This window comes from Frigoribacterium sp. R86507, assembly GCF_044597695.1.
Lineage (GTDB): Bacteria > Actinomycetota > Actinomycetes > Actinomycetales > Microbacteriaceae > Frigoribacterium.
This window is the reverse complement of sequence record NZ_CP139002.1, coordinates 1,438,593-1,463,553: the sequence shown is the minus strand read 5'-3', so window position 1 is coordinate 1,463,553 and position 24,961 is coordinate 1,438,593. Positions and strand designations below refer to the sequence as shown.

The following is a 24,961-nucleotide window of genomic DNA, read 5'->3' as shown; positions in this document are numbered from 1 at the left end:
CCTAACCCGATCCGCCGACACTCACGGACCGACCCGGGTGGTTCGAGCACATCCGACCGGGGTGGGGGAAGAGCGACGTGCCGCCCGCCCCTCCGCCGCCACGACGAAGGCCCCGGGCGGGTGCCCGGGGCCTTCGTCGTCATGCCGTGATCAGCGCGTGAGCGCCGCCGGCTGGTTCTTGCGCGAGCCGAGGACCTGGTCGACGAGACCGTAGGCGAGTGCCTCTTGCGCGCCCAGGATGTTGTCGCGCTCGATGTCGCGGTTCACCTGCTCGGGCGTCTTGTTCGAGTGCTTCGACAGGGTCTCTTCGAGCCAGGTGCGCATGCGCAGCACCTCGGCGGCCTGGATCTCGATGTCGGACGCCTGACCGCCGCTGCTGCCACCGGTCGCGGGCTGGTGGATCAGCACGCGGGCGTTGGGCAACGCGAGACGCTTGCCGGGCTGGCCGGCGGCGAGCAGGACGGCCGCAGCCGACGCCGCCTGACCGAGGCAGACCGTCTGGATCTCGGGACGGATGTACTGCATCGTGTCGTAGATGGCCGTCATGGCCGTGAACGAACCACCGGGCGAGTTGATGTAGAGCGTGATGTCGCGGTCGGGGTCCATGCTCTCGAGCACGAGCAGCTGAGCCATGATGTCGTCGGCCGAGGCGTCGTCGACCTGCACGCCGAGGAAGACGATGCGGTCTTCGAAGAGCTTGGCGTAGGGGTCCTGACGCTTGTAGCCGTAGGCCGTGCGCTCTTCGAAGCTGGGCAGGATGTACCGGGAGCTGGGGGTCTGCACTCGACCCGCGCCACCCATCATCGGGAGTTCCATGAGTTCTTCTCTTTCTCGTTCTGACGAAGGGGCGAAGGGCCTAGGCCTGGTCGGTGCCGGCGCCGCCGACGACGTCGGTGGCCGAGCCGCGGATGTGGTCGACGAAGCCGTACTCGAGGGCCTCTTCGGCGGTGAACCAGCGGTCGCGGTCGCCGTCTTCGTTGATCTGCTCGACGGTCTTGCCCGTCTGCGCAGCCGTGATCTCGGCCAGTCGACGCTTCATCGAGAGGATGAGCTGCGCCTGCGTCTGGATGTCGGACGAGGTGCCGCCGAACCCGCCGTGCGGCTGGTGCAGGAGGACACGCGCGTTCGGCGTGATGTAGCGCTTGCCCTTGGTGCCGGCCGTCAGGAGCAGCTGCCCCATCGACGCGGCCATGCCGATGCCGACGGTGACGATGTCGTTCGGCACGAACTCCATGGCGTCGTAGATCGCCATGCCCGCCGTGATCGACCCGCCGGGCGAGTTGATGTAGAGGTAGATGTCTTTCTCGCTGTCTTCCGCAGCGAGCAGCAGCAGTTTCGCGGCGATCTCGTTGGCGTTCTCGTCGCGGACCTCAGAGCCGAGCCAGATGATCCGGTCTTTGAGCAGTCGGTCAAAAACACTGTTGGGCAGTGTCACGTCGGCCATGGTGGAGCTCCCATTCGTTGTCGCTTGTCGTCGAATCTATCGGAGCCAACGCACGGGTTCCGGGCTGTTCGCCCACGGCAGATACCGCGCCTCCACGGCTCCGCGAACACACCCGAGAGCCCGGGAGGCGCGGTGCCGGGAACGACGGAGGGCCGGGCGCTTTCGCACCCGGCCCTCTCGACGTGACGGGTCAGCCGACCCGCCCCTGCTGCTTACGCGTGGTCGTGACCCGCGTGGTCGTCGTCGCCGCCGACGCCCGCGGTCGCGGTGAAGGCGGACAGGTCGACCGAGTCGCCCTTGCCGTCGACGACCTTGGCCTTGCTGAGCACGACCGCGAGGGCCTTGCTGCGAGCGACCTCGCCGACCATGGCGGGGATCTGGCCGTTCTGGTCGAGGACCTTGATGAACTCGCCGGGCTCCATGCCGTACTGGGCCGCACCCTGGATGAGGTACTGCGTCAGTTCGTCCTGCTCGACCTTGACGGCCTCTTTCTCGGCGATGGCGTCGAGGAGGATCTGGTTGCGGAAGGCCTTCTCGCTGCTCTCTTTCACCTCGGCGCGGTGCTCGTCGTCCTCGAGGCGGTTCTCCTGCTCGAGGTGACGGTGGACCTCGTCCTCGACGAGCTTCTCGGGGACGGGGATCTCGACGGCCTCGAGCAGCTTCTCGACGACCTGGTCGCGTGCCTGGGCACCCTGACCGAAGGTCTTCGACTTGGCCAGCTGCTCTTTCAGGTCACCCTTGAGCTCGTCGATGGTGTCGAACTGGCTGGCGATCTGGGCGAAGTCGTCGTCGGCCTCGGGCAGCTCGCGCTCTTTGACGGCCGTGACGTCGACGGCGATGAGGGCGGTCTCGCCCTCGCGGTCGCCGCCGAGCAGCTTCGACTCGAAGGTGGTGCTCTCGCCCGCGGTGAGCGACTCGAGGGCCTCGTCGATGCCCTCGATCAGCTCGCCCGAGCCGAGCTCGTAGGAGATGCCCTTGGCGGTGTCGACGACGTCGTCGCCGATGGTCGCCGTCAGGTCGATCTGCGCGAAGTCACCCGTGGTGGCGGGGCGGTCGACGGTGACCAGCGTGCCGAAGCGGGTACGCAGGTTCGTCAGCTCTTCGGCGATCTCGTCGTCGGTGATGTCGACCGTGTCGACCGTCAGCTCGAGGCCGTCGTACTCGGGCAGGTCGAAGTCGGGACGCACGTCGACCTCGACGGCGATCTTCAGGTCACCCGAGAAGTCCTTGACGTTCGGCCACTCGACGACGTCGGCCTCGGGACGACCGAGAACGCGGATCTCGGTCTCGGTCACGGCCTCGCGGTAGAACTTGTCGAGGCTCTCGCTGACGGCGTGGTTGAGCACCTCTTCACGACCGACACGCTGGTCGATGATGGGCGGCGGCACCTTGCCCTTGCGGAACCCGGGGATGTTGACCGACTCGGCGATGTGACCGTAGGCGTGCGTGACGCTGGGCTTGAGTTCGTCGGGGGTGACGACGATGTTGAGCTTGACGCGCGTGGGGCTGAGCTTCTCAACCGTGGTCTGGACCAATGTGGGGCTTCTCCTGTGTTGGTGGCGCTGAACTCACATCCGAGACAGCAGGTAGACGATCGTCGGGGCGACAGGACTCGAACCTGCGATCTTCCGCCCCCAAAACGGACGCGCTAGCCACTACGCTACGCCCCGTGTATCAGCCTGGAACCGGCCATCACGCGTGAGCCCCGTTGAGGTCGGGTACGTGAAGACCGCGTCGAGTCTAGCCGACGCCGAGGGCCCGTGACTGAGCGACCTCGTCGGATGCCTTATGCTGGTCTCACCCGTGCGGCCAGGCCGCTCACGGGGATGTAGCTCAATGGTAGAGCCTCAGTCTTCCAAACTGATCACGCGGGTTCGATTCCCGTCATCCCCTCTGTGTTTGTTCGACGCCTCCGGCGTCCGGCGCCGGTGGGCGCCTCGAATGAAATCTTCTCCGCACCTTGCACGCAGGCGTCGGCGCCGGTAGGCGCCCTCAATGAAATCTTCTCTGCACCTTGCACGCAGGCGTCCGGCGTAGGTGGGCGCCTCGGATGAGATCTTCTCCGCAGCCTGCACGCAGGCGTCGGCGCCGTTCAGGCGTCTCTCGGGCGACTCGGGGGGAAGTCCTGCTGGCGGATGATTTTTCCTGGCGCGACGTGACCCAAGATGGCCACATGAGACGCGCGACGTTCGCACGGGTCGCGCTGGTCGGCGCGGTCGTGGCCACCCTCGCGGCCGGGTGCGCCGCCCCTCCGACCGACGCGACCAGCGCCTCCGGGTCCGGCACGTCGGTCCAGGCCGCCGCCGCACCCGGCGTGGCCGTCGCTCCGAGCTCAGGAGGCGTGCGGGTCGCGATCGTCGGCGACTCGTTGACCGCCGGCGGTGGCCGCCTGCTCAGCGAAGGACTCACCGCCGACACCTGGATGACCTACGCCCAGGGCAACGGCGTCGACTACGTGGGCGGCTACGCCAAGGGCGGTTCGACGGTGCAGGAGCAGGCCGCTGCGGTGCGGCCGGTCGACGACGTCGACGTCCTCGTGCTGATGTCCGGCACGAACGACGTGCGCCTCGGGCTGACCTTCGCCGAGTCCGCCGCGTCCTACGACGCGATCGTCGACACGATCCGGCCGGAGCACGTCGTCGTGGCCGCGATCCCGCCCTACGACCGTGCACCCCGGGCCGCGGCGCGGTACGAGGGGCAACTCGAGCGCTACGTCGCCGACAAGGGCTGGACCTTCACCGATCCCTGGGGCTTCGCCCGGGCGGGCGACGTCTTCGCCGCCGGCACGACCGTCGACGGCATCCATCCCACGACGGCCGGTTACGAAGCCCTCGGCCATGCGTTGCGTGACGCCGTCCTCGACGTGGCGGGCCCGCGGGCCGTCGCCCCGCAGGCGGACTCCCCCGCCGACCCGGCCGACGCCGCTCCGGGCACCACCAGCTGACGACATCCGTCGGACGGTCCGGCAGCCGGTCGCGGGAACTCCGCCGAACCGGGGACGAGCCGAGTCAGTGCTGCAGGAAGGCGAGCACCGCCAGCACCCGACGATGGTCGGTGCCGCTGTCCTCGAGCAGGAGCTTCTGGAAGATCGAGGTGACGTTCTTCTCGACCGCACCCGTGCCGATGACCAGCTCGGCCGCGATGGCGGCGTTCGTGCGCCCCTCGGCCATCAGCGTCAGCACCTCTCGCTCACGCGGCGTGAGCGCGGCGAGCGGATCGCTGCGGCGTCCCAGCAACTGCGAGACCACCTGCGGGTCGAGGACCGTCCCGCCGTCGGACACCCGGCCGAGCGCGTCACGGAACTCGTCGAACGAAGCGATGCGGTCCTTGAGCAGGTAGCCGACCCCGCCCGAGCCCGCTTCGAGCAGGTCGCGGGCGTAGGCCACCTCGACGTACTGCGACAGCAGCAGGATGCCGAGGTCGGGCCGACGGCGTCGCGCCTCGATCGCGGCCCGGACGCCCTCGTCGGTGTGCGTGGGCGGCATGCGGACGTCGAGCACGGCGATGTCGGGACGGACCTGTTCGAGGTCGGCCAGCAACGAGTCGGCGTCGCCGTACGCCCCGACGACCTCGACCCCGATCTCGTCGAGCAGTCGAACGAGCCCCTCTCGCAGCAGGACCGAGTCGTCGGCGACGACGACACGGAGGGGCTGACGGGAGGGGCTCTCGAGACTCACGCGTCCAGACTACGGGCGCGGCCCACCGATCACGGGCGCGCGGGCGGCCCGGCCGGCGGGTCGAGCGGCCCGTCGGGCAGCGTGCCGTCGGGCAGCGCCGCGTCGGGCAGCGGCTCGGTCACGGCCGTCGACGAGAACGGCGGCAGCGGCTCGGTCGGCAGTGGCAGCGTCGGGTTGCTCGGCACCTCGATCGTCATCGGGATGCTCACCGTGACGATGGTCGGCCCGCCCTGCGGGCTGCTGATGTCGAGGAAGCCGCCGAGTCCCACGAGGCGCTCCTGCACCCCGGCGAGACCGTGGCCGTCGCGCAGGCCGGCGCCGCCGCGCCCGTCGTCGGTCACGACGAGCTCGAGCAGCGTGCCGATGCCGTCGGGAGCCTGTCGCGTGCGCAGCACCAGGTCGGCGCTGGCCGCTTCGGCGTGCTTGCCCGTGTTCGTCACCAGTTCGGACGCGATGAAGTACGCGTTGCGCTCGATGTCGCTCGGGATCACGACGTGCGCGGGCACCCGGTTGAGCATCGTCGTCGGAACCACCGAGCGGTCGACGAGCGACTCGAGGGCGGCGACGAGGCCGCGGTCCAAGAGCAACGGAGGCGCGAAACCGCGGGACAGGGCGCGCAGCTCCTCGAGGGCCTCGCGAGACTGCACCCGCGCCTCCTCGATGAGGGTCTTGCTCTTCTCGGGGTCGGTGTCGACGGCGCGGGAGGCCGCGGCGAGGTCCATTTGCAGGCGGACGAGGCGCTGCTGCGGGCCGTCGTGGATGTCGCGCTCGAGCCGTCGGAGGGCCGTGCCCTCGGCGGACAGGGCAGCCGTCCGCGAGATCTCGCGGTCGGCGAGCTCGACCTCGAGCTGCTCGCTGCGGAACCCGCCGAGCATGACGGCGGCGATCGCCTGGTGCATGACCACGAAGCCGTGGACGACGTAGGGGTAGACCAGCACGACGCCGGCGAGGAGGGCCAGTGCGAGGACGACGAGCACCGCGCCTCCGCCGTTGCCGATCGCGGACGCCCAGTTGAAGGTGTCGAACGGCGGCAGCGCCTGGAAGACGAGCACGACCCCCAGGACCGCGAGCACCGGGCCGGCCAGCAGGCCCACGAGGACGAAGGTCGTGAAGCCCGCCACGATCGGGAAGACCACGACGCCGTAGAGCAGGTAGAGCCAGTAGTGCGGGTTGGCGAAGACCGAGACGGCCCGCACGAAGCGGTTCGTCGACCGGCCCCACTCGGTGTTCGGCGTCCAGTCGACGGGTCGGATCGGACGGTCGCTGGCCCAGCCCAGGCGGAGCACCTCGAAGGTGCCGAACCACCGGGCGATCCAGAGCGCGCCGAAGACGACGACCGCCAGGAAGACGAGGGTGAAGAGCGAGTCGCTCGACCCGCTGACCGTGTGCAGGAACAACGCGGCGGCCACCGTCACGATGACGACGAGGACGGCCGAGAGCGCGACGTAGCCGAGTTCGCGGGGCAGCTCGCGCCAGCGTCGTCGGTAGCCGCCGGGGCGGGACGGCGGTGAGAGGTAGGGGTTCGCGGCGGTGATGGTGGTCTCCTGGATCATGCCTTCGAGCCTGGTCCGAGCGGGGCGTCCACCCCATGGTGCCAGCGCCCGGAACGCCGGTGGGGTTATCCCCCCTTGCGAGCCGGGTGAGGTGAGGCTGGCCTAGGTGAGCCGAGCCTCAGCTTGCTTGCGGAATTCTCCCAGACGTCTAGCGTTGCCTCCATCGTCTAGGAAAGGACCACGTCATGACCGACATCACCCGCACCGTCCCCCAGGGTTCCGTCGACCCCGACGTCGCCGCCGGCGTCGCCCAGTTCCTCAGCCAGATCGTCACCGACATGACGGCCCTGTCGGTCAACGGCAAGCAGGCCCACTGGCACGTGCGCGGCATCGCGTTCGTCGCCGTCCACGAACTCATCGACGTGGTCGTCGACCACGCCCGCGAATGGGCCGACCTCGCCGCCGAGCGCGTCGTCGCCCTCGGCCTGCCGGTCGACGGACGCATCGAGACCGTCGCCGCCAAGACGGTCATCCCCCCGACCTCCCCCGGCTTCAACCAGATCGACGTGACGATCGCCGAGCTGGTCGCCCAGATCGACGCGTCCCTCGTCGCCGTCCGGGAGGCGATCGACGAGCTCGGTGAGCTCGACGCCTCGAGCCAGGACGTCGCCATCGAGATCTCGCGTGGCCTCGAGAAGGACCGCTGGTTCCTCGCCGCGCACGTCGCCGGCTGACCCTCCTCACCGGACAGACGAAGGCCGCCACCCCGCCCGGGGTGGCGGCCTTCGCCGTGCAGCGGCCTCGCGGCGCCGACCCGTCAGACGCTCAGGCGCTCAGGCGCTCAGGCGCTCCTCACGACGTCGGCGCTGCTCGACCGGGTCGGGCACCGGTGCCGAGGCGATCAGGCGGCGGGTGTAGTCGTCCGAGGGTGAGGTCAGGATCTCGCTGCGGTCGCCGATCTCGACGAGGCGGCCGGAGCGCAGGACGGCGATCCGGTCGCAGAGCGAGTCGACGACGGCGAGGTCGTGACTGATGAACAGGCAGGCGAAGCCCAGCCGGCTCTGCAGCGAGCGGAAGACGTCCAGCACCCGGGCCTGCACCGAGACGTCGAGAGCGCTCGTCGGCTCGTCGGCGATGAGCAGCTCGGGGTCGAGCGCCACCGCTCGGGCGATCGCCACGCGCTGACGTTGCCCGCCGGACAACTCGTGCGGGTACCGCTCCCGCCACGCGCCACCCAACCCGACGTCGGCCAGCAGGGCGTCGACCCGGTCGGTCAGTTCGGAGCCGCGGAGGCGCCGCCGCACCTGCAGCGGCTCGGCGACCGTCTGGGCGATGCTGTACCTCGGGTTGAGCGACGTCGTCGGGTTCTGGAAGACGACGGCGACCCGCTCACGCATGGCGGCGATCTCGCGTCGTCGGGCCGTGCTCAGGTCGACCCCCGTCGCCTGCACGCTCCCCGCCGAGATCGGAGCCAGGCCGATCGCCGCCCGCCCGATCGTCGTCTTGCCACTGCCCGACTCGCCGACCAGGCCCAGGATCTCACCACGGGCGACCTCGAAGCTCACCGCGTCGACGGCGCGGAACCGGCCCACGAGGCGGTTGCCGTACTCGACGACGAGGTCGTGCACGGCGAGCGCCGGGACTGCCTCGCCCGTCACCTCCGCATCGGGCGTCGCCGCGTCGGCCGGACGCGGCTCGACCGCGACCCGGTCGCCCACCCGGGGCACGGCGTCGAGCAGGTCGCGCGTGTAGTCGGCCGCCGGGGCGGCGAACAGGGGTCCGACGTCGTTCGTCTCGACGACCTCGCCCGAGCGCATCACGACGACGCGGTCGGCGAGGTCGGCCACCACCCCCATGTCGTGCGTGATCAGCAGGATGCTGGTGCCCGAGCCGCGCTGGAGGCGGCGGAGCACGTCGAGCACCTCGGCCTGCACCGTCACGTCGAGGGCGGTCGTGGGCTCGTCAGCGATCAGCAGGGCCGGGTCGGAGGCCAGGGCCATCGCGATCATGATCCGCTGGCACTGGCCGCCCGAGAGCTGGTGCGGGAAGGACCTCAGCCGCTCCTCGGGCTCAGGGATCTCGACGCTCGCCAGCAGCTCGACCGCGCGGGCCCGCACGGCCGCCCGGCTCACGGTGGGGTCGTGCCGCCGCACGGCCTCCTCGATCTGGAACCCGACCGTGAAGACGGGGTTGAGGGCCGCCGAGGGGTCCTGGAAAATCATGGCGATCCGCTCGCCCCTCAGGTGGCGCACGGCGCTCTCGGGCCGCCCAACCAGTTCGTCGCCGTCGAACACGATCGACCCGCCGACGGTGGCGTTGGCGGGCAGCAGACCCAGCACCGACATGGCGCTGACGCTCTTGCCCGAGCCGGACTCGCCCACCACGGCGAGCACCTCCCCGCGGCGCACGTCGAACGAGGCCCCCTGGACGGCGACCTGGTCGACCCCGTCGACGTCGAAGCGGATGGTGAGGTCGCGGACGCTCAGCAGCGGGTCGGTCATCGGGGCTCCTGGTTCGGGTCGGGCGGCGTGGGCTCGGCCTCCGGGGCCGTCTGGTCGCGGTCGGCCTTGAAGGCCTCCCAATCGGCGAGCATCTTGCGGTGGTACTGCGAGATCCAGGCCATGTAATCGCGGCCGTTGACCAATCGGCGCCGCACCTCCTCGTCCTGTCCGTTCGCGGGGTCGAGCACCGAGAGTCCCTGCTCGATCGTGATGCGCTGCCGGTCGAGGTAGCGGCGCTCGCCCGCGAGCCAGCTGCCCCAGATGTCGTCCTCGGCCCGGAAGTAGTGGCTGCGGTCGCCGGGCACGACGTGCCTCTTGATGAACCCCGAGTCGACCAGGCGTCGCGTCGACATCGAGACGGAGCCGGCGCTGGCGCTGAGGGCCGAGCCCAGGTCGGCCGACGAGACGAAGGGCTCGCGCATCATCATCAGGTAGCCGAGGATGCGCCCGTCCATCAGGGCCGAACCGGCCATCTCCCACATGACGGCGAACTGTTCGACGAACTCGCGGCGGGCGGCGTCGCCGACGGGGGTGACGGTCGTGGCGGTCGTGGCGTCGTCGCTCGGCATGCGTTCTCTCGATCCGTGGGGTCCCGTCTCGGCAGGGCGGGCGCTTCGCCGCCAGCCTAGATCGACGGTCGCGGACGTCGTCATCCGTCGAGCTCCGTCACCGGGCGCATGCTCATGCCTCCGGAGCCGCGCAGCAGCGTGACCCGGCCGTCGCCGTCGAACTCGTAGCGCATGGTCTCGCCCACCGACCCGAAGCCGTTGCCCTGCGCGATGAGCACCTCGCGGGGCCCGGTCACCCGCAGGCGGTCGAGCCCGTCGACGGGATCGGGGGTACCGGGGTGCAGCGCGACCAGGTTCTCGCCCAGCAGGGCGACGTCGACGATGCCGAACTCGCCCGCGAACCGGCCGGTGAACCGAGCCGGGTCGACACCGGACGAGGAGGCGCGGGTCGCCAACCCGGCGGGGGCCGCCTCCCGAGCCAGGTCGAGCAGGCGCAGCACGCCCGACGAGAGGGAGGTGGCGGGTCCGTCGACGGCGTTGGTGAGGACCGAGACGGCCAGCCCGATGGAGGGATCGAAGAGCGTGCGGGTGATGTGTCCGGGGTACCCGCCGGAGTGCCCGACCACGCGGTGCCCGCCGACGCGGTCGATCACGAACCCGAGTCCGTAGTGCGCCGAGGCCGGCTGCGACGCGTCGGACTGCCAGGCCTCCCGTTGGGCGAGCCGCTTGCTGTGCTCGCTCAGCAGGCGCTCGTCGCCGTCGAAGTGCGCAGAGGCGTAGCGGACCAGGTCGGAGGCCGTGCCGTAGAAACCCGTCGCTGCCGCCATGGCCCGCGTGTCGACGTGGTCGAGCCTCACCCGGGTCTGCGACACGTGGCGGCCGCTGTGGCCCGCCGCGTACTCGGCGGCGCGTGCGTCGTCCCACTCGGGCCCCGTGTGGGTGAGGCCGAGGCGGTCGACGATCGACTCGGTCACGAACTCGCCGTACGACCGACCGGACGCCGCCGCGATGACCAGGCCGAGCAGCGAGTACCCGAGGTTGCTGTAGTTGAAGGCGGACCCCGCGGGCGCCTTGTCGCCGTGGTCGAGCAGCATGTCGAGCAGCTCGTCCTCGTCGGGGAACGGACGGCCGTGCTGCCAGTAGTCGCCGTCGAGGCCGTCCCGGACGACCCCGGCACCGTGCTCGAGCAGCTCGCGGACGGTGGCGTCGGCCAGTGACGACCCCGACTCGGCCAGCCGCGGCACGAACGTCCCCACGGGGTCGTCGAGTCGGAGGGCTCCCCGCTCGACGAGCTGCAGGACGGCCGTGGCGGTGAAGGTCTTCGAGTGCGAGGCGATGCGGAACAGGTGCTCCGTGGTCAGCGGGACCCGCGCCTCCTCGTCCGCCAGGCCGTGGGCGGACGACAGCTGTAGGCCTCCGTCGAACCAGACCGCGGTCTGCACCCCGGGGACCCGCTCGCGCCAGCGGCGATAGGCCAGCCACCCGTCGACGTAGGGCAGGGCGGACCGCAGGTCGGTGACCTGCTGCGCGGTGAGGGCGGGGGTGGCGGTCGAGGGGGTCACGGGTCCTCCGGTGGGGGGCGTCATTGCTGGCGGCGGGGGTCGAGGGCGGCACGCAGGGTGTCGCCGAGGCTGATGATGCTGAGCACGGTCACGGCCAGGAACAGCGCCGGGAAGACGAGCAGGTGCGGTGCGTTCTGGAACTGGCTCGACGCGCTCGAGAGCTGCAGGCCCCACGAGATGGCGGGAGCCTCGAGGCCGATGCCCAGATAGGTCAACGAGCTCTCGGCGACGATCACGCCGCCGACCGTGATGGTCGCGACGACGAAGACCGGCGAGAGCGAGCTCGGCAGCACGTAGCGCGTCACGATTCGCCAGGTCGAGAGGCCCATGGTGCGCGCGGCGAGCACGAAGTCCGCCTGCCGCACCGAGCGCACCGAGCCCCGGACGAGGCGCGCCATCGTCGGCCAGCCGAACAGGGCGAGCACCAGCGAGACCGTCAGCACGGACCGCTCACCGGCACTGTTGAGCACCACGACGGCGCCCAGCAGCAGGGGGAAGCCGAGGAAGACGTCGGTCAGGCGCGACAGGGCCGCGTCGACGATGCCGCCGTACAGGCCGGCGATCGTGCCCACGACGATCGCCACGACCATCGAGAGCACCGTGGTCAGCAGGCCGACGGACAAGGAGGCGCGGGTGCCGTGGATCACGTTGGCGTAGACGTCGCAGCCCTGCAGGTCGAACCCGAAGGGGTGACCGCCCGTCGGGTCGGCACCGCTGAGGTTGAGGTCGCAGACGCGCGGGTCGCCGTGACCGAACAGGCCGGCGAAGGGACCGGGGAAGATCGCGATCAGGGCCAGCACGGCGATCACGGCGGCCGGCACGAAGAACCCCGGACGCCGGACGGCACGCCTCAAGGGGTGACGACGACCGTCGGCGAGGGACGGGGCGACGGGGGTGGTGAAGCTCTCGGTCATCGGCGCACTCTCGGGTCGAGCAGGGCATGGATCGCGTCGACCAGGAGGCTGGTGACGAGGAAGACGAGGATCAGCGCGGTCGAGATGCCGACCACCGTGGCGCCCTCGTGGCTGCGGATGGCCCCGAAGAGCAGGTTGCCGACACCCGGCAGGTTGAAGATGCCCTCGATGATGACCGTGCCGCCGAGCAGGTAGCCGAGGTCGGTCGCGAGGAAGGTCGCGGTCGGGATCAACGAGTTGCGCATCACGTGCACCCCGATGACCCGCCGCGGCGTGAGCCCCTTGGCCCGAGCCGTCCGGACGTAGTCCGAGCTCAGGTTCTCGAGCACGGAGGCGCGGGTCAGGCGCGACACCGAGGCCAGGCCGAAAAGCGCGATCACGATGGCGGGCAGCACGTAGGCCGTCGGCCACCCGGTCGTCACGCCGGCGACGGGGAACCAGTCGAGCCGGACCGCGAAGACGAGCTGCAGCGTCACGCCCACCACGAAGACCGGGATCGCGCTGGCGACGATGGTGCCGCCGAGGATGGTCCGGTCGACCAGCGTGCCGCGCTTCAGCGCCGACACCACGCCGAGGCCGATGCCCACGACGATCTCGAGCAGCCAGGCCGACAGGGCGAGCGTGACGGTGACCGGCCACCGGCTGGCCATCTGGTCGGCGACCGACTGCCCGGTGAAGGTCGTGCCGAAGTCGCCCCGGAAGAGCCCGCCGATGTAGCGCGTGTACTGCTGCCAGAGCGGCTCGTCGAGGTGGTACTCGGCGCGCAGGGCGCGGACGACCGCGTCGCTGAGCGGACGGTCCCCGCCGAGCGCCCTGATCGGGTCGCCGGGCAGGGCGAAGACCATGACGTAGATCACGAAGGTCACGCCGACGAAGACGACGGCGAGGCCGCCGACGCGCTCGACCACGGCCAGGACGGTCTTCATCGCGGGGCCGGCCCGGTCGCGTTCCCGGCGGTGTCCCCGGCCGCGAGGTGGGCCGCGGCCGCCAGCACGGCGCCGTACTGGACGCCCACCAGGCTCGAGATCGGGATGACCTCGGCCCGGTCGGCGGCTGCTGCCTCGGCCTGCCAGGCGGCGTAGAGCACCGCGGTCTCGTCGACCAGGCGACGCAGGGGCGCCGTCGCCGTGCCGGCGACCGCCTCGGCCTCGACCGCACGCAGGAGCATGCCGCCGTAGCGCAGCCGGAAGCAGTGCACGAGGTCCTCGCACGAGAAGCGCTCGGCGACGGTGGCGGGACGGGCGGACTCCGGGCTCGCGGCCCGCGCACGGTCGACGGCCCCCATGCGGACGAGCATCGGGACGAAGGCGCGCGAGGCCCGCAGGAAGGGCGACTCGAACGTGAGGAGGGGCTCCGCCCGCGCGAGGAGGTCGACGAGCGCCTCCCCCGTGGCGGTCATCTCACCGCCCGTCCGCCGCAAGAGGTCGGCGTACGACTCGTCGGTCGGCGACCCGTCGTCGGCGTCGGGGTGCTTCCAGTAGGGCAGCTCGGCCACGACCCCGAGGGTGCCGTGTCGGCTCGCGTACTCGCTCGACGACGAGCCGGCGATCTCGAGCGCGGGGTCCACCCCGAGCGACTCGAGGTAGTCGTAGGCGTCGGCGATCGTGCCGGTGCCGAACACCGCCGGCGCGTACCGCTCGAGGAACGGCGACTCGGGCTCGCCCGTGTCGAGCGGCAGCCCGAAGGACGCGGGCACCGCGTGCAACACCTCGGTCAACTCGGGCACGGGGCGGCTCAGGTAGTAGTAGACGCCGCCCATCTCGCCGTTGTGGAGGCTCACGTAGAGATCGGGCCGCAGCTCGTCGATCAGGCGCATCAACCCGAGCGTCTCGGGCATCACGCGGTCGAAGTAGGCGTCCTTGTACGAGGTCGGGAAGGTCCACTCGACCTGCTCGTCGGGTGCCGGCCGGTAGAAGCGCCGTGCGTAGTGGCCCCGGTCGCCCGGGTCGGCGAACCAGCCCTCGTTGAGGCGGCCGCCGTCGGGGTCGATGCTCGGCACGATGTGCCAGGTGGCGTCGAGCGCAGTCCGCAGGTCGCCGTCGGCGCAGAGCGTCTCGGCGAGGTGGATCGCCGTCCACGACCCGATCGGCTCGTTGGGGTGGACCCCGCCGACGATGAGGTGGTCGCGCGAGCCCGAGCCGATGGAGTACGCATGGATCGGCTCGCCCAGGCGGCTCGTCGCCACCCGCCGACTCGAGACGAGACCGGGGTTCTCGCGCTCGAGGCGGGCGAAGTGCCGCCAGAGGTCGTCGAGGGTGGGGAACCCGTCGAGCGGCGGCACCGCCCCGGCCCGACGGACGATGTCGTCCGTCGAGCCGACGACGGCGGAGGAGGTGCGGGTGACGCGGTCGTGGATCGTCACTGCAGGGTGATCCCCTGCACGATCGGGCTGCCCGCGGCCTGCGGCAGCGTCGCGATCTTCTCGCTGGTCACGTAGGAGTACTTGTCGGAGAAAGTGGGCGCGACCGGGAAGTCCTCGAGCACCCGCTCCTGCACGGCCCGGTAGGCCTCGGTAGCGGCCTCGGGCGTCGCGGCCTGGTCGGCCGCGTCGAGCAGCGCGTCGACGTCGGGCGAGCTGTACCAGGTGCAGTCGTGGCACCCGCCGGCCTCGGTGAACAGCGACCGCAGCGTGTTCTGCTGGCTGACGTAGAGGGCACCCCAGTGGCCGAAGTGCGGCCCGGCCGTGGTGCGATCGACGAGCCCCTGGTAGTACTCGGCCCAGTCGGTGCTCGGCTTGGCCACGACGTCGTCGATGCCGAGGTTCTGGCGGATCTGGTTCGCGTAGGCCTCGAAGAGCGAGTCGACGCCGCTGCCGCCGGGGTAGACGATCTCCATGGTGCCGTCGAAGCCCCCGGCCTCGGCCAACAGGGCCTTCGCCGCGTCGGGGTCGAACTCGCAGTACTCTCCGCAGAGGCCGTCCGGCGTGCCCGTCATGGCGGACGGAGTGAAGGCCGTGGCCGGCTCGTAGAGGCCGCCGTAGATGGCGGTGTTCACGGCGTCGCGATCGATCGACATCGAGATGGCCTGTCGCACGCGGACGTCCGAGTAGCGCTCGTCGGTCAGCGGGAAGCCGAGGTAGTCGATGCCCGGGGCGTCGAACGAGTACAGCCGGTCGCCGAAGTCGGCCTCGGCCGAGGTCATCTTGGATGCAGGGAGGAACAGCACGTCGGCGTTGCCCGCGAGCACGTCGGTGTACGCGGTGTTCTGGTCGCTGTAGCTGCGGTAGGTGATGCTGTCGACCTGGGCGGCATCGTCGCCCTGGTAGTCGGCGTACTTCTCTACCGTGAACTCGGCGTCGTCCACCCAGGGCTCGGTCATCTCGAAGGGGCCGTTGCCTACGGGCTCGCGGTCGTACGCGTCCATGTCGTCGTACGCCGACTCGGGCATCGGGTAGAAGCCGGTCTGGGCCTGGCTGATCTGCAGGGGGAACTGGCTGTCGGCGTGCGTCAGCTCGACCGTGAAGGTCGTGTCGTCGACGACGGTGAGGCCGCTCATGGTGCTCGCCGTGGGCTCGCCCTCGGCAGGGTTGAGGTCGGTGTAGCCGACGATGCCGGCGAGCTGGCCGCTGTTCTCGAAGGCGTTGGCGGCGTCGGCCGTGTAGTTCCACGCGTCGACGTAGCTCGTGGCCGTGACGGTGGTGCCGTCCTGGAAGGTCCAGCCGTCGCGCAGGGTGATGGTCCAGGTCACGTTGTCGTCGGATTCGACCGACTCGGCCTGGACGTAGGTGATCGCGTTGTCCGCGTCGACCGAGACGAGTGGAGCGAACAGGCTCATCACCTGGGTGAAGGCGACGGTCTGACGCCCGGGGGTCAGGTGGTCCGGCTCTCCGGTCGCGTAGACGAAGGTGCCGCCCGCGTCGGCGGACGAGCTGTCGCCTCCGGCGGCACAGCCTCCGAGGGTGAGGGCCACGACGGTGGCGGCGGCGGTGACGAGGGTCGTACGGGTGGCTCTCATGTGTCCTCCAGCGCCCGGGGCGGGGCGGGTCGGGTGGTGCACTCCGATGCCGTGACGAGACGGTGTGACGCCACGCTAAAGAGGGTGGCCGCCCGGCGAAAGACCTGGGCGTCAAAAGTTTCACTACTTTTTGAAACCTTCATGGCCACGAAACATCGAGGAAACACCCGGGCCAGGGGTCAGAGGGTCCGGTGGGTCCACCGACCGGCCAGCAACGTGCCCACGACGGGGAGGGCGCGCAGGACGTCGTCGGTCGCGGTGAGCGGGTCGGCCTCGGTGACGACGAGATCTGCGACGGAGTCGACCTCCACCCTCGCCCGTCCGCCCGTCGAGGCCGCGAGCGCCGCCGAGGCGACCAGGCGCTGCTCGGGGTGCCATGGCTCGCGTCCGTCGCGCGACCGCGAGATCGCCGCGGCCATCGCCACCCAGGGGTCGAGCGGGGCCACCGGCGCGTCCGAGCCGAGCTGCAGCCGAACGCCGGCGGCGACCAGGCTCTCGAACGCGTAGGCGCGGTCGGTCCGGCCGGCCCAAAGCCGGTCGGCCACGTCGCGGTCGTCCATGGCGTGCTCGGGCTGCACGCTGGCCACGATGCCGAGGCGCGCGAACCGGTCGACGTCGCGCGCGTCGAGCAACTGCGCGTGCTCGATGCTGCCGCCGCAGCCGACCTGCTCGAGGGCGTCGAGCGCCTGGGCGTTCGCGGCGTCGCCGATCGCGTGCACGGCCGGCACGAACCCCGCCGAGGAGGCGCTGCGCAGCCACCCGACGAGCTCGTCGGTCTCGTAGATGCGCACCCCCCGGGCCGCGGGGTCGCCCTCGAGCCCGGGGTACGGGTCGTGGCACCACGCGGTGCGCGTGCCGAGGGAGCCGTCGGTGATGATCTTGAACGGTCCCATGGTGACGAGGCCGTCGGTGCCCGGGATCACGTCGCCGGTGCGCAGCCCGCGGGCGACGACGGCGTCGAGGTCGCGCGGGTAGACCCCGGGACGGATGCGCAGCCCGCGGGTCCCGCCGGCCACGCGCCGGCTCCAGCGGTCGAGCGACAGCGTCATCTCGAGGTCGACGACGCCGACGACCCCCCGCGCGGAGGCCGCGTCGACGGCCTCGGCGACCCACCCGTCGAGCTGCTCGTCCGGCACGACGCTCACGGCGGCGCTGACGTCGAAGGCCGGCTGCTCGCGCAACAGGCCGGTCGGGTGGTCGGCGTGACCGTGACGGGCCAGGGCGGACGAGTCGAGCCAGACGGAGTGCAGATCGTTGCTGACCAGGACAACCGCCACGTCGCCGGCCACCGAGTCGAGCAGCGCACGGCCCGGGCCGTCGGGCCAGAGTGCGTCCTGGAAGCCGTAGCCGACGAGGGTGCCACCCGCCTCGACCGGCTCGGCGCGCAGGCGCTCCCCCACGATCGAGGCCGCCTCGGCGGCGGACCGCGCCCGCGACAGGTCGAGCCGACGGCGCACCAGCGCCCACTGGTCCATGTGGACGTGGGAGTCCCAGAGGCCGGGGGCGAGCCAGCGGCCGTCGAGGTCGACCACCTCGGCACCGTCGGGGGCGAGACCGGACGCGAGGGCGACGACTCGGCCGCCGTCGAGCAGGACGTCCACGGGGGCGGGCCCGCCGCCGACCAGGCGGACGTCCCTCAGCAGCGTCCGTCGCACCTCCTCGGCCCGGGTGCCGCCGCCGACCGTCATCGGTCGCGCACCCGGCGCATCTCGGCGGCGAGCGCCGGCTGCGCGTAGTGCTCGCCGTGCTCGAGCTCGGCGACGATGCGGTCGACGACCTCGGGCGCCTTGTTCTGACTGAGCTTGGCGCGGGCGTCGAATCGGGTCACGCGCAGGCGGATGCCGACGGTGCCCTTCGCGACACGTCGCGAGCCCGCATCGTCGAGGGTGAGCGTGGACGGCTCGGGCATGACGCGCTCGAAGTGGTCGACGAGCTCACCCAGCACACGGAAGTTCTCGTCGTCGGAGAGGATCTCCGGCGTGCCCCAGAGATGCGCCGTCACGTGGTTCCAGGTGGGGATGATCTGCTCGGCCGGGTACCAGCCGGGCGAGACGTAGCCATGCGGGCCCTGGACGATCACCAGGACCTCGTGCTCGCCCAGTTCGTGCGAGCGCTCGTCGGGGCGTCCGACGTGGCTGACGAGCACGATCGCCTCGGGATCGGTGGCGTCCTCTTCGAGGACGACGGGGTAGTGCGACGCGACGAGCCCGGCCGCCGTGTGCGAGACGATCGTGGCCCACGGGTTCTCGCGGACCAGCCGCTTGACCTCGTCGACGTCGGACAGGACGAACGTGGGGGTGTGCCGCATGGTGTCACCCTGTCACAGGTTTCAGCCACGACTGAAAGCTGTGACACGCACGTAACACGGCGGCCCGGTCAGACCTGGTCGGTCGGGCACCAGTACAGCTTGCGGCCCGCGGCCACCTCCATCACGATGTTCGTCCCGCAGACGCGGCACGGCAGGCCCTCGCGGTGGTAGACCCAGTGCCGGTCGGCCCGGCTGCGGAGCGCCTTGGCGTGCTGGGCCTTCGTGAGGCCGTCCATCGTCATCATCTGGCCGAGCTCGACGCCGCTCTTCAGCAGCTTCGTCCAGTCCTTGTAGAGGGCCCGCAACACCTCTTCGGGCACCTGGTTGCCGGGCGTGTGCGGGTCGAGCCGGGCCCGGAACAGCAACTCGGCGCGGTAGATGTTGCCGATGCCGCTGACGACGCTCTGGTCCATCAACAGCAGGCCGATCGGGGTGCGCTTCTTGCGGACGGTCGTGACGAAGCGGTCGCTGCCCTTCTTGGGCGAGTCGACCAGGGGGTCGGGGCCGAGCTTCGAGATCGCCAGGTCGACACCCGCCGCATCGAGGACCTCGCACTTCGTCGGGCCACGGAGGTCGCCGACGGCGGTGTCGGTCAGCAACCGCACGCGCACCTGCCCGACGGGCTCGGGCGGGAACGACTCGATGTCGTCCTCGGTCTTCTCCTGCTCGGCCATGCGCACGCGTGTCCTGCGAGGGGCACCGATGCTCGCCATGGAGTCCTCGCCGTCGTCGTCGGGAGCGTTCTCGGCCTTGCGGGTGGCCGCCCGACGGGTGCGCGACTCGGCCATCGAATGGCCCGTGGCGATGTCGCCGGCGAAGTCCCACGCGCCGTAGAGCCCGAGATGCACGTGCAACCACAGACCGTTGTCGAACTCGAGGAACATCTGCTTGCCGACGGCCTTCGCGTCGACCATCGTGGCGCCGTCGAGCAGGGTCGCCCCGTCGGCGAACCGACCCTGGGGTGAGCTCAGCTCGACGCGGTGACCGACGAAGCTCTGCTCGAACTGGTTGGCGATGCGGTGGACGGAATGGCCTTCGGGCACGGCGACACCTCTCTCGGTGGTCGATGGTGACGGTCTCACGCGTGACGGCGGAGACGACGGAGCGGCGAGGCCCCGGTGGGGGTCCTGCCGCTCTCGACGTTACGTCGTCAGTCGACCGGGTGACCGGCGATCGCGCCCGTGGTCTCGTACTCGCCGACCTGCGCGATGCGGCGCACGTGGCGTTCGTCGTGGCTGAACGGCTCGGCGACGAAGGCGTCGATGAAGGCGAGCGCCTCGGCCTCGGTGTGCTGACGTGCCCCGATCGCGATGACGTTGGCGTCGTTGTGCTGACGGGCGAGCTTCGCGGTCGAGTCGTTCCAGACCAGGGCCGCCCGGACGCCCTCGACCTTGTTCGCGGCGATCTGCTCGCCGTTGCCCGAGCCGCCGAAGACGACGCCGAGCGCCTCGTGGCCGGCACGCTGGTCACGCACGGTCGCCCGCGCCGCCGCGATGCAGAACGAGGGGTAGTCGTCGAGCGGCTCGTAGCTCGTCGGACCGTGGTCGGTCACGTCGTGGCCTGCGTCGGTGAGGTGCTGGATGACGGTCGTGCTGAAGTCGAGGCCGGCGTGATCGGTCGCCACGTGGATGCGCATGGTGACCATCCTAGAACCGGGCCACGACGGGGCCGACCGGCACCGCGCCTCCTCGTGGTCCGCGTCGGGATCCGAGGAGGCGCGGGTCCTCAGTCGAAGATCGGCCCGACCGTGCGAGAGCGCTTGATCTCGAAGAACCCGGGGTACGACGCCACGGCGACGACGCCGTCCCAGAGGCGAACGGCCTCGTCGCCCTTCGGTGCGGGCGAGATGACGGGGCCGAAGAAGGCCACGCCGTCGACCGCGATCACGGGGGTGCCGACGTCCTGGCCGACGCGGCCGATGCCGTCGAAGTGGCTGGCACGCATCTGCTCGTCGAACTCGTCGCCGTCGGCGTACCGCGCGAAGTCGGCGGGCAGCCCGACCTCGGCCACGGCCCCGGCGATGACGACGTCGCCGTCCTTCTCGCCCTCGTGGTGGATGCGGGTGCCGAGGGCGTCGTACAGCGGCTTGACGATCTGCTGACCGTGGAGCTCGCCCGCGGCCGTGACGAGACGCGTGTAGCGCAGCATGCGGGCGAAGTTCGCCCTGTACTCGTCGCTGACGTCGGCGTCCTCGTTGAGCACCGCGAGGCTCATGACGTGGAAGGTGACGTCGAGGTCGCGGTGCTGCGCGACCTCGTCGACCCAGCGACTGGTCATCCAGGCCCAGGGGCACGAGGGGTCGAACCAGAAGTCGACGACGGTGTGGGACGCGGGGGCGGGGGTGTCGGTCATGCCCTCAGTCAACACCCCGGCGTCGTACAGCCGGTCTAGGCTTTCAGCGGACCACGAGTCCCCCCTCACCCCCCAGACGGATGGAGCCAGCGTGCCCGGAGAGAACCTCACCCGCGTCGAGGCGCAAGAGCGCAAGAACGTCGTCGACGTGCAGTCGTACGAGATCGCCCTCGACCTGACCCGCGGCGACGAGGTGTTCGGCAGCTCGACCACCGTGCGCTTCACCGCCACCCCCGGTGCGTCGACCTTCATCGACGCGCTCACCCGCACCGTGCACTCGGTGACGCTCAACGGCACCGCGCTCGACGTCGACGCGGTCTCCGACGGCGTCCGCATCCAGCTCGCCGAGCTGGCCGCCGACAACGTGCTCGAGGTCGTCGCCGACGCCGAGTACACCAACACCGGCGAGGGCCTGCACCGCTTCGTCGACCCGGTCGACGGCGAGGTCTACCTCTACTCGCAGTTCGAGGTGCCCGACAGCCGCCGCGTCTTCGCGGTCTTCGAGCAGCCCGACCTCAAGGCGACGTTCCGGTTCACGGTCACCGCGCCCGCACGCTGGCAGGTCGTCAGCAACCAGACCACCCCCGAACCCGTCGTCGACGGCGAGACCGGCACCTGGACGTTCTCGCCCACGCCCGTGCTCTCGAGCTACGTCACGGCGATCATCGCCGGCCCGTACGACGTCGTCCGCAGCGACCTCACCAGCTCCGACGGCCGCACGATCCCGCTGGGCATCTTCACGCGTCGCTCGCTCACGGAGTACCTCGACGCCGACTACATCTTCGAGAAGACCCGTCAGGGCTTCGCCTACTACGAAGAGAAGTTCGACTACGCGTACCCCTTCGAGAAGTACGACCAGCTCTTCGTGCCGGAGTTCAACGCCGGCGCCATGGAGAACGCGGGTGCCGTCACCTTCGTCGAGACCTACGTCTTCCGCAGCAAGGTGACCGACGCCATCAAGGAGCGCCGCGTCGTCACGATCCTGCACGAGCTCGCCCACATGTGGTTCGGCGACCTCGTCACGATGAAGTGGTGGAACGACCTCTGGCTGAACGAGTCGTTCGCCGAGTGGGCCTCGACCATCTCGACCGCCGAGGCGACCGAGTGGACCGAGGCCTGGACCACCTTCCAGGCGATGGAGAAGAGCTGGGCCTACCGCCAGGACCAGCTGCCCTCGACCCACCCCGTCGTCGCCACGATCACCGACCTCGAGGACGTCCAGGTCAACTTCGACGGCATCACCTACGCCAAGGGCGGGTCGGTCCTCAAGCAGCTCGTCGCCTGGGTCGGCATCGACGCCTTCTACGCCGGCGTCGCCGCCTACTTCAAGAAGCACCACCACTCCAACACCGAGTTGAGCGACCTGCTCGTGGAGCTCGAGGCGACCTCGGGCCGCGAGCTGACCAGCTGGTCGAAGCTCTGGCTCGAGACCGCGGGCGTCAACACCCTGCGTCCCGAGCTCGAGGTCGACGAGCACGGCGTCATCACGTCGTTCGCCGTGCTGCAGGAGGCACCCGCCGACTACCCCACCATCCGCCCGCACCGCCTCGCCATCGGCCTCTACGCCCTGCAGGGCGACGCCCTGGTGCGCACCGACCGCGTCGAGATCGACGTCGACGGCACCCGCACCGAGGTGCCCGAACTGGTCGGCCTGAACCGCGGCGACCTCGTGCTGATCAACGACGACGACCTCGCCTACGCGAAGATCCGCCTCGACGAGGTGTCGCTCGCCACCGCGATCGCGCACCTGTCGAAGATCTCGAACCCGCTGGCCCGCGCCCTCGTCTGGGGCTCGGTCTGGGACGCGACGCGCGACGCCGAGACCTCGGCCTCCGACTACGTGCGACTCGTGCTCGACAACATCGCGACCGAGACCGAGTCGACGACGATCCGCACCACGCTCTCGCAGCTGCTGCAGACCGCCCGCAGCTACGTCGCCCCCGCACGCCGCGCCTCCACGATCACCGAGGTCGGCGACGGCCTCTGGGCCCTGGCCCAAGGTGCCGAGGCCGGGTCGGACGCACAGTTCCAGTTCGTCACCTTCTTCGCCGCGATCGCGTCCACCGAGGCGCACGAGGAGGCGCTGGCCGGTCTGCTCGACGGATCGCTCGCCCTCGAGGGCCTCACCGTCGACACCGACCTGCGCTGGCAGCTGCTCGAGGGCCTCGTGCTCGTCGGCGGTGCCGGCGATGCCGAGATCGACGCCGCCCTCGCCGAGGACAACACGGCGAACGGCGCCCAGGCGGCCGCACGGGCCCGTGCGACGATCGCGACCACCGAGGGCAAGCTCGCCGCCTTCGCGTCGGTCGTCGACAGCGCCGAACAGCCCAACGCCATCGTCCGCGCGACGACCCTCGGGTTCCAGCACACGAACGACCCGGCGATCCTGCAGCCCCTCGTCGAGCGCTACTTCTCGTCGCTCACCGGCATCTGGGAGTCGCGCAGCTACCACATCGCCGACACCCTCGTCTCGGGGCTGTACCCGGCCGGCCTCGCCGACCAGGCGCTCGTCGACGCGTCGTACGCGTGGCTCGAGGCGAACCCCGAGACGCCGGCCCTGCGCCGCATCGTGAGCGAGAGCGTCGCGGGCGTCGAGCGGGCCCTGCGGGTGCAGGCGGTCGACCAGCAGTAGTCACGTCCCGGGTCGCGCTGCGACCCGACGACCGACCCGGACGGCGGGCCCTATCACAGGGCCCGCCGTTCCGGCGTCCAGGCGCCTCCCGGGTGGGGTTGCGGGGGCATGCTTGACTTGTCGCTCATATGGACGTTCTTCTCGCTGCCGCCACCGACCCCGCCGCCCCGATCGCCTTCGACTGGGACGCCTTCTGGACGATGTGGCGAGTTCCCATCCGGATCGCCGCGATCCTGCTCGTCGCGGTGCTGTTGCGCGTCGCCCTGCACTTCACCATCCGTCGGGTGGTCGACCAGGTCGTGAACGGCATCAAGCGGAAGCAGAACGTCGACGACACGCAGGCCCTCATGGCGTCGCCGCTCCAGGCGGTCCGCGTCGTGCAGCGCACTCGGACCCTCGGCAGCGTGCTGAACAACGTGGTCACGGTCGTCGTCGCGGGCATCGCGCTCGTGTTGATCCTCGGCGAACTCAACTTCAACGCCGTCGCCATCGTCAGCGCGGCCGGAGTCGTGGGGGCGGGTCTCGCATTCGGTGCCCAGAACATCGTGAAGGACATGCTCAACGGCATCTTCATGGTCGCCGAGGACCAGCTCGGTGTGGGGGACGTCGTCGACGTCGGACCCGCCGCCGGTGTCGTCGAAGCGGTGGGCATCAGGGTCACCCAGGTGCGCGACGTCAACGGCGTGCTGTGGTTCGTGCGCAACGGCGAGATCCTGCGGGTGGGCAACATGTCGCAGGGCTGGACGCGCGTGGTCATCGACCTCGCCGTGCCGTACTCGGCCGACGTGGACCAGGTGCAGGACGCCATGCTGAACACGGCCAACGAGCTCGCGGCGATCCCCAAGTGGAGGCGCGCCATCATCGACCAGCCCGAGGTCTGGGGCATCCAGTCGATCGCCGAGGAGCACGTGGTGATCCGCATCGTCGCCAAGACCCGGTCCTCCGACCGCGACAACGTCGACCGCGAGCTGCGGTCACGGCTCAAGAAGACCCTGGACGCCATGGACATCGTGCTGCCCTCGTTGACGAGCGTCGTCCTGACCGGCTTCGACAGCGCCTCCTCGGTCCAGGGTGCCCGGGCGCCGCGCACGGTGCCGACGCCCCACGTGCCGCGGAGCAAGCGCAAGTGAGCGACCTCCCGCTGACGCCGCGCCCGTCCAGTGCGCAGCCCGTGACTCCCCCGCCGTCGGCCGTGCCGGTCACCGTCCGGCGGGGTCTCGGTGACGATGCCGTCCAGGGCAACTTCTGGCAGCAGATCGGCGGTAGGCCGACCTTCGAGAAGCTGGTCCGCCGCTTCTACGAGGGCGTCCGGACCGACGAGGTGCTCTGGCCGATGTATCCCGAGACGGATCTCGAGGGCGCGATCCAGCGCTTGACGGGGTTCCTCGAGCAGTACTGGGGTGGGCCCACCACGTACAGCGAGGAGCGGGGGCACCCCCGCCTGCGCATGCGGCACATGCCGTTCCGGGTGACGCCCGAGGCACGTGACCACTGGCTGCAGCACATGCGGGTGGCCGTCGACGAACTGGAACTCGCGCCCCTCGACGACGCGATGCTCTGGGGTTACCTCGACCGTGCCGCCCAGGCCATGGTCAACACGTTCGAGCGCTGACCG

At 70.6% G+C, this 24,961-nt stretch carries 22 protein-coding genes and 2 tRNA genes; 6 read left to right on the top strand and 18 right to left on the bottom strand.

Annotated features, from left to right (window positions below; genetic code table 11):
• Positions 1-150: 150 nt before the first annotated feature.
• The 4 genes from SJY14_RS07025 to SJY14_RS07010 all read right to left on the bottom strand — a co-directional run bounded on the left by SJY14_RS07025 (position 151) and on the right by SJY14_RS07010 (position 3,114).
• Positions 151-816 (bottom strand): ATP-dependent Clp protease proteolytic subunit, encoded by a 666-nt coding sequence (locus tag SJY14_RS07025; RefSeq protein WP_055973728.1) that lies wholly within the window; start codon positions 814-816, stop codon positions 151-153.
• A 40-nt stretch (positions 817-856) separates the two neighbouring features.
• A complete protein-coding gene (locus SJY14_RS07020; protein WP_043597035.1) occupies positions 857-1,444 on the bottom strand; it encodes an ATP-dependent Clp protease proteolytic subunit in 588 nt (195 codons plus the stop codon).
• Between the two features lie 212 nt (positions 1,445-1,656).
• Positions 1,657-2,979: a trigger factor gene (tig, locus tag SJY14_RS07015; protein ID WP_043597032.1), complete on the bottom strand. Its 1,323-nt coding sequence runs from the start codon at positions 2,977-2,979 to the stop codon at positions 1,657-1,659.
• Between the two features lie 62 nt (positions 2,980-3,041).
• A tRNA-Pro gene (locus SJY14_RS07010) sits at positions 3,042-3,114 on the bottom strand.
• A 152-nt stretch (positions 3,115-3,266) separates the two neighbouring features.
• On the opposite strand from SJY14_RS07010, the gene SJY14_RS07005 reads away from it, so the two are divergent.
• Together SJY14_RS07005 and SJY14_RS07000 are read left to right on the top strand one after the other, a co-directional pair.
• A tRNA-Gly gene (locus tag SJY14_RS07005) sits at positions 3,267-3,337 on the top strand.
• A 280-nt stretch (positions 3,338-3,617) separates the two neighbouring features.
• Positions 3,618-4,388 carry an SGNH/GDSL hydrolase family protein gene (locus tag SJY14_RS07000; RefSeq protein ID WP_396600154.1) on the top strand — a complete coding sequence of 257 codons (771 nt, stop codon included), beginning with the start codon at positions 3,618-3,620 and terminating at the stop codon, positions 4,386-4,388.
• 64 nt (positions 4,389-4,452) lie between these two features.
• Here the strand turns inward: SJY14_RS07000 and SJY14_RS06995 are convergent, their stop codons facing one another.
• Positions 4,453-5,121, bottom strand: coding sequence for a response regulator transcription factor (locus SJY14_RS06995; protein WP_071256639.1), 669 nt, complete (start codon positions 5,119-5,121; stop codon positions 4,453-4,455).
• A gap of 29 nt (positions 5,122-5,150) precedes the next feature.
• Positions 5,151-6,674: a sensor histidine kinase gene (locus SJY14_RS06990; RefSeq protein WP_071256640.1), complete on the bottom strand. Its 1,524-nt coding sequence runs from the start codon at positions 6,672-6,674 to the stop codon at positions 5,151-5,153.
• A 185-nt stretch (positions 6,675-6,859) separates the two neighbouring features.
• Here SJY14_RS06990 and SJY14_RS06985 point away from each other — a divergent pair, with 185 nt between their 5' ends.
• Entirely contained in the window at positions 6,860-7,348 is a 489-nt protein-coding gene (locus SJY14_RS06985; protein WP_043597026.1) for a Dps family protein, read from the top strand.
• A 99-nt stretch (positions 7,349-7,447) separates the two neighbouring features.
• Here SJY14_RS06985 and SJY14_RS06980 read toward each other — a convergent pair whose 3' ends face one another.
• The 12 genes from SJY14_RS06980 to SJY14_RS06925 all read right to left on the bottom strand — a co-directional run bounded on the left by SJY14_RS06980 (position 7,448) and on the right by SJY14_RS06925 (position 20,714).
• A complete protein-coding gene (locus SJY14_RS06980) occupies positions 7,448-9,115 on the bottom strand; it encodes an ABC transporter ATP-binding protein (RefSeq protein WP_396600153.1) in 1,668 nt (555 codons plus the stop codon).
• On the bottom strand, positions 9,112-9,684 hold the full coding sequence (locus SJY14_RS06975; RefSeq protein ID WP_083396439.1) for a GbsR/MarR family transcriptional regulator: 573 nt from the start codon (positions 9,682-9,684) through the stop codon (positions 9,112-9,114). Before SJY14_RS06975 ends, SJY14_RS06980 begins: the two co-directional genes overlap by 4 nt.
• A gap of 80 nt (positions 9,685-9,764) precedes the next feature.
• Positions 9,765-11,186 (bottom strand): serine hydrolase, encoded by a 1,422-nt coding sequence (locus tag SJY14_RS06970; protein WP_255364283.1) that lies wholly within the window; start codon positions 11,184-11,186, stop codon positions 9,765-9,767.
• Positions 11,187-11,206: 20 nt separating this feature from the next.
• Entirely contained in the window at positions 11,207-12,100 is an 894-nt protein-coding gene (locus SJY14_RS06965; RefSeq protein WP_071256643.1) for an ABC transporter permease, read from the bottom strand.
• On the bottom strand, positions 12,097-13,026 hold the full coding sequence (locus SJY14_RS06960) for an ABC transporter permease (RefSeq protein ID WP_055973755.1): 930 nt from the start codon (positions 13,024-13,026) through the stop codon (positions 12,097-12,099). Before SJY14_RS06960 ends, SJY14_RS06965 begins: the two co-directional genes overlap by 4 nt.
• Positions 13,023-14,462 carry a M14 family zinc carboxypeptidase gene (locus SJY14_RS06955; protein ID WP_396600152.1) on the bottom strand — a complete coding sequence of 480 codons (1,440 nt, stop codon included), beginning with the start codon at positions 14,460-14,462 and terminating at the stop codon, positions 13,023-13,025. The genes SJY14_RS06960 and SJY14_RS06955 overlap by 4 nt, the downstream gene beginning before the upstream one ends.
• The gene (locus SJY14_RS06950) at positions 14,459-16,054 is read right to left on the bottom strand and encodes an ABC transporter substrate-binding protein (RefSeq protein WP_071256645.1); all 1,596 of its coding nucleotides are present in this window, start codon (positions 16,052-16,054) and stop codon (positions 14,459-14,461) included. The genes SJY14_RS06955 and SJY14_RS06950 overlap by 4 nt, the downstream gene beginning before the upstream one ends.
• A 179-nt stretch (positions 16,055-16,233) precedes the next feature.
• Positions 16,234-17,742 carry an amidohydrolase gene (locus SJY14_RS06945; protein ID WP_396600151.1) on the bottom strand — a complete coding sequence of 503 codons (1,509 nt, stop codon included), beginning with the start codon at positions 17,740-17,742 and terminating at the stop codon, positions 16,234-16,236.
• The gene (locus SJY14_RS06940; RefSeq protein ID WP_396600150.1) at positions 17,739-18,362 is read right to left on the bottom strand and encodes an FMN-binding negative transcriptional regulator; all 624 of its coding nucleotides are present in this window, start codon (positions 18,360-18,362) and stop codon (positions 17,739-17,741) included. Before SJY14_RS06940 ends, SJY14_RS06945 begins: the two co-directional genes overlap by 4 nt.
• Before the next feature lie 68 nt (positions 18,363-18,430).
• On the bottom strand, positions 18,431-19,405 hold the full coding sequence (locus SJY14_RS06935) for an Fpg/Nei family DNA glycosylase (protein WP_396600149.1): 975 nt from the start codon (positions 19,403-19,405) through the stop codon (positions 18,431-18,433).
• A gap of 107 nt (positions 19,406-19,512) precedes the next feature.
• Complete coding sequence (locus tag SJY14_RS06930; RefSeq protein ID WP_043597130.1) at positions 19,513-19,998, bottom strand: ribose-5-phosphate isomerase; 486 nt, start codon at positions 19,996-19,998, stop codon at positions 19,513-19,515.
• Positions 19,999-20,087: 89 nt separating this feature from the next.
• Complete coding sequence (locus tag SJY14_RS06925; protein ID WP_071256649.1) at positions 20,088-20,714, bottom strand: DsbA family protein; 627 nt, start codon at positions 20,712-20,714, stop codon at positions 20,088-20,090.
• A 91-nt stretch (positions 20,715-20,805) separates the two neighbouring features.
• Between SJY14_RS06925 and pepN the strand changes: the two genes are divergently transcribed.
• The 3 genes from pepN to SJY14_RS06910 all read left to right on the top strand — a co-directional run bounded on the left by pepN (position 20,806) and on the right by SJY14_RS06910 (position 24,958).
• The gene (pepN, locus tag SJY14_RS06920; protein ID WP_071256650.1) at positions 20,806-23,346 is read left to right on the top strand and encodes an aminopeptidase N; all 2,541 of its coding nucleotides are present in this window, start codon (positions 20,806-20,808) and stop codon (positions 23,344-23,346) included.
• Between the two features lie 128 nt (positions 23,347-23,474).
• Positions 23,475-24,476, top strand: a complete 1,002-nt coding sequence (locus SJY14_RS06915) for a mechanosensitive ion channel family protein (protein WP_071256651.1) — start codon at positions 23,475-23,477, stop codon at positions 24,474-24,476.
• 62 nt (positions 24,477-24,538) lie between these two features.
• Positions 24,539-24,958, top strand: a complete 420-nt coding sequence (locus SJY14_RS06910; RefSeq protein ID WP_071256851.1) for a globin — start codon at positions 24,539-24,541, stop codon at positions 24,956-24,958.
• Positions 24,959-24,961 lie beyond the last annotated feature (3 nt).

Coding starts and splice junctions, on each gene's coding strand:
- SJY14_RS07025 (WP_055973728.1), bottom strand. CDS start 816: ATGGAACTCCCGATGATGGGTGGCGCGGGTCGAGTGCAGACCCCCAGC.
- SJY14_RS07020 (WP_043597035.1), bottom strand. CDS start 1,444: ATGGCCGACGTGACACTGCCCAACAGTGTTTTTGACCGACTGCTCAAA.
- SJY14_RS07000 (WP_396600154.1), top strand. CDS start 3,618: ATGAGACGCGCGACGTTCGCACGGGTCGCGCTGGTCGGCGCGGTCGTG.
- SJY14_RS06990 (WP_071256640.1), bottom strand. CDS start 6,674: ATGATCCAGGAGACCACCATCACCGCCGCGAACCCCTACCTCTCACCG.
- SJY14_RS06985 (WP_043597026.1), top strand. CDS start 6,860: ATGACCGACATCACCCGCACCGTCCCCCAGGGTTCCGTCGACCCCGAC.
- SJY14_RS06980 (WP_396600153.1), bottom strand. CDS start 9,115: ATGACCGACCCGCTGCTGAGCGTCCGCGACCTCACCATCCGCTTCGAC.
- SJY14_RS06975 (WP_083396439.1), bottom strand. CDS start 9,684: ATGCCGAGCGACGACGCCACGACCGCCACGACCGTCACCCCCGTCGGC.
- SJY14_RS06965 (WP_071256643.1), bottom strand. CDS start 12,100: ATGACCGAGAGCTTCACCACCCCCGTCGCCCCGTCCCTCGCCGACGGT.
- SJY14_RS06960 (WP_055973755.1), bottom strand. CDS start 13,026: ATGAAGACCGTCCTGGCCGTGGTCGAGCGCGTCGGCGGCCTCGCCGTC.
- SJY14_RS06950 (WP_071256645.1), bottom strand. CDS start 16,054: ATGAGAGCCACCCGTACGACCCTCGTCACCGCCGCCGCCACCGTCGTG.
- SJY14_RS06945 (WP_396600151.1), bottom strand. CDS start 17,742: ATGACGGTCGGCGGCGGCACCCGGGCCGAGGAGGTGCGACGGACGCTG.
- SJY14_RS06940 (WP_396600150.1), bottom strand. CDS start 18,362: ATGCGGCACACCCCCACGTTCGTCCTGTCCGACGTCGACGAGGTCAAG.
- SJY14_RS06930 (WP_043597130.1), bottom strand. CDS start 19,998: ATGCGCATCCACGTGGCGACCGATCACGCCGGCCTCGACTTCAGCACG.
- SJY14_RS06925 (WP_071256649.1), bottom strand. CDS start 20,714: ATGACCGACACCCCCGCCCCCGCGTCCCACACCGTCGTCGACTTCTGG.
- SJY14_RS06915 (WP_071256651.1), top strand. CDS start 23,475: ATGGACGTTCTTCTCGCTGCCGCCACCGACCCCGCCGCCCCGATCGCC.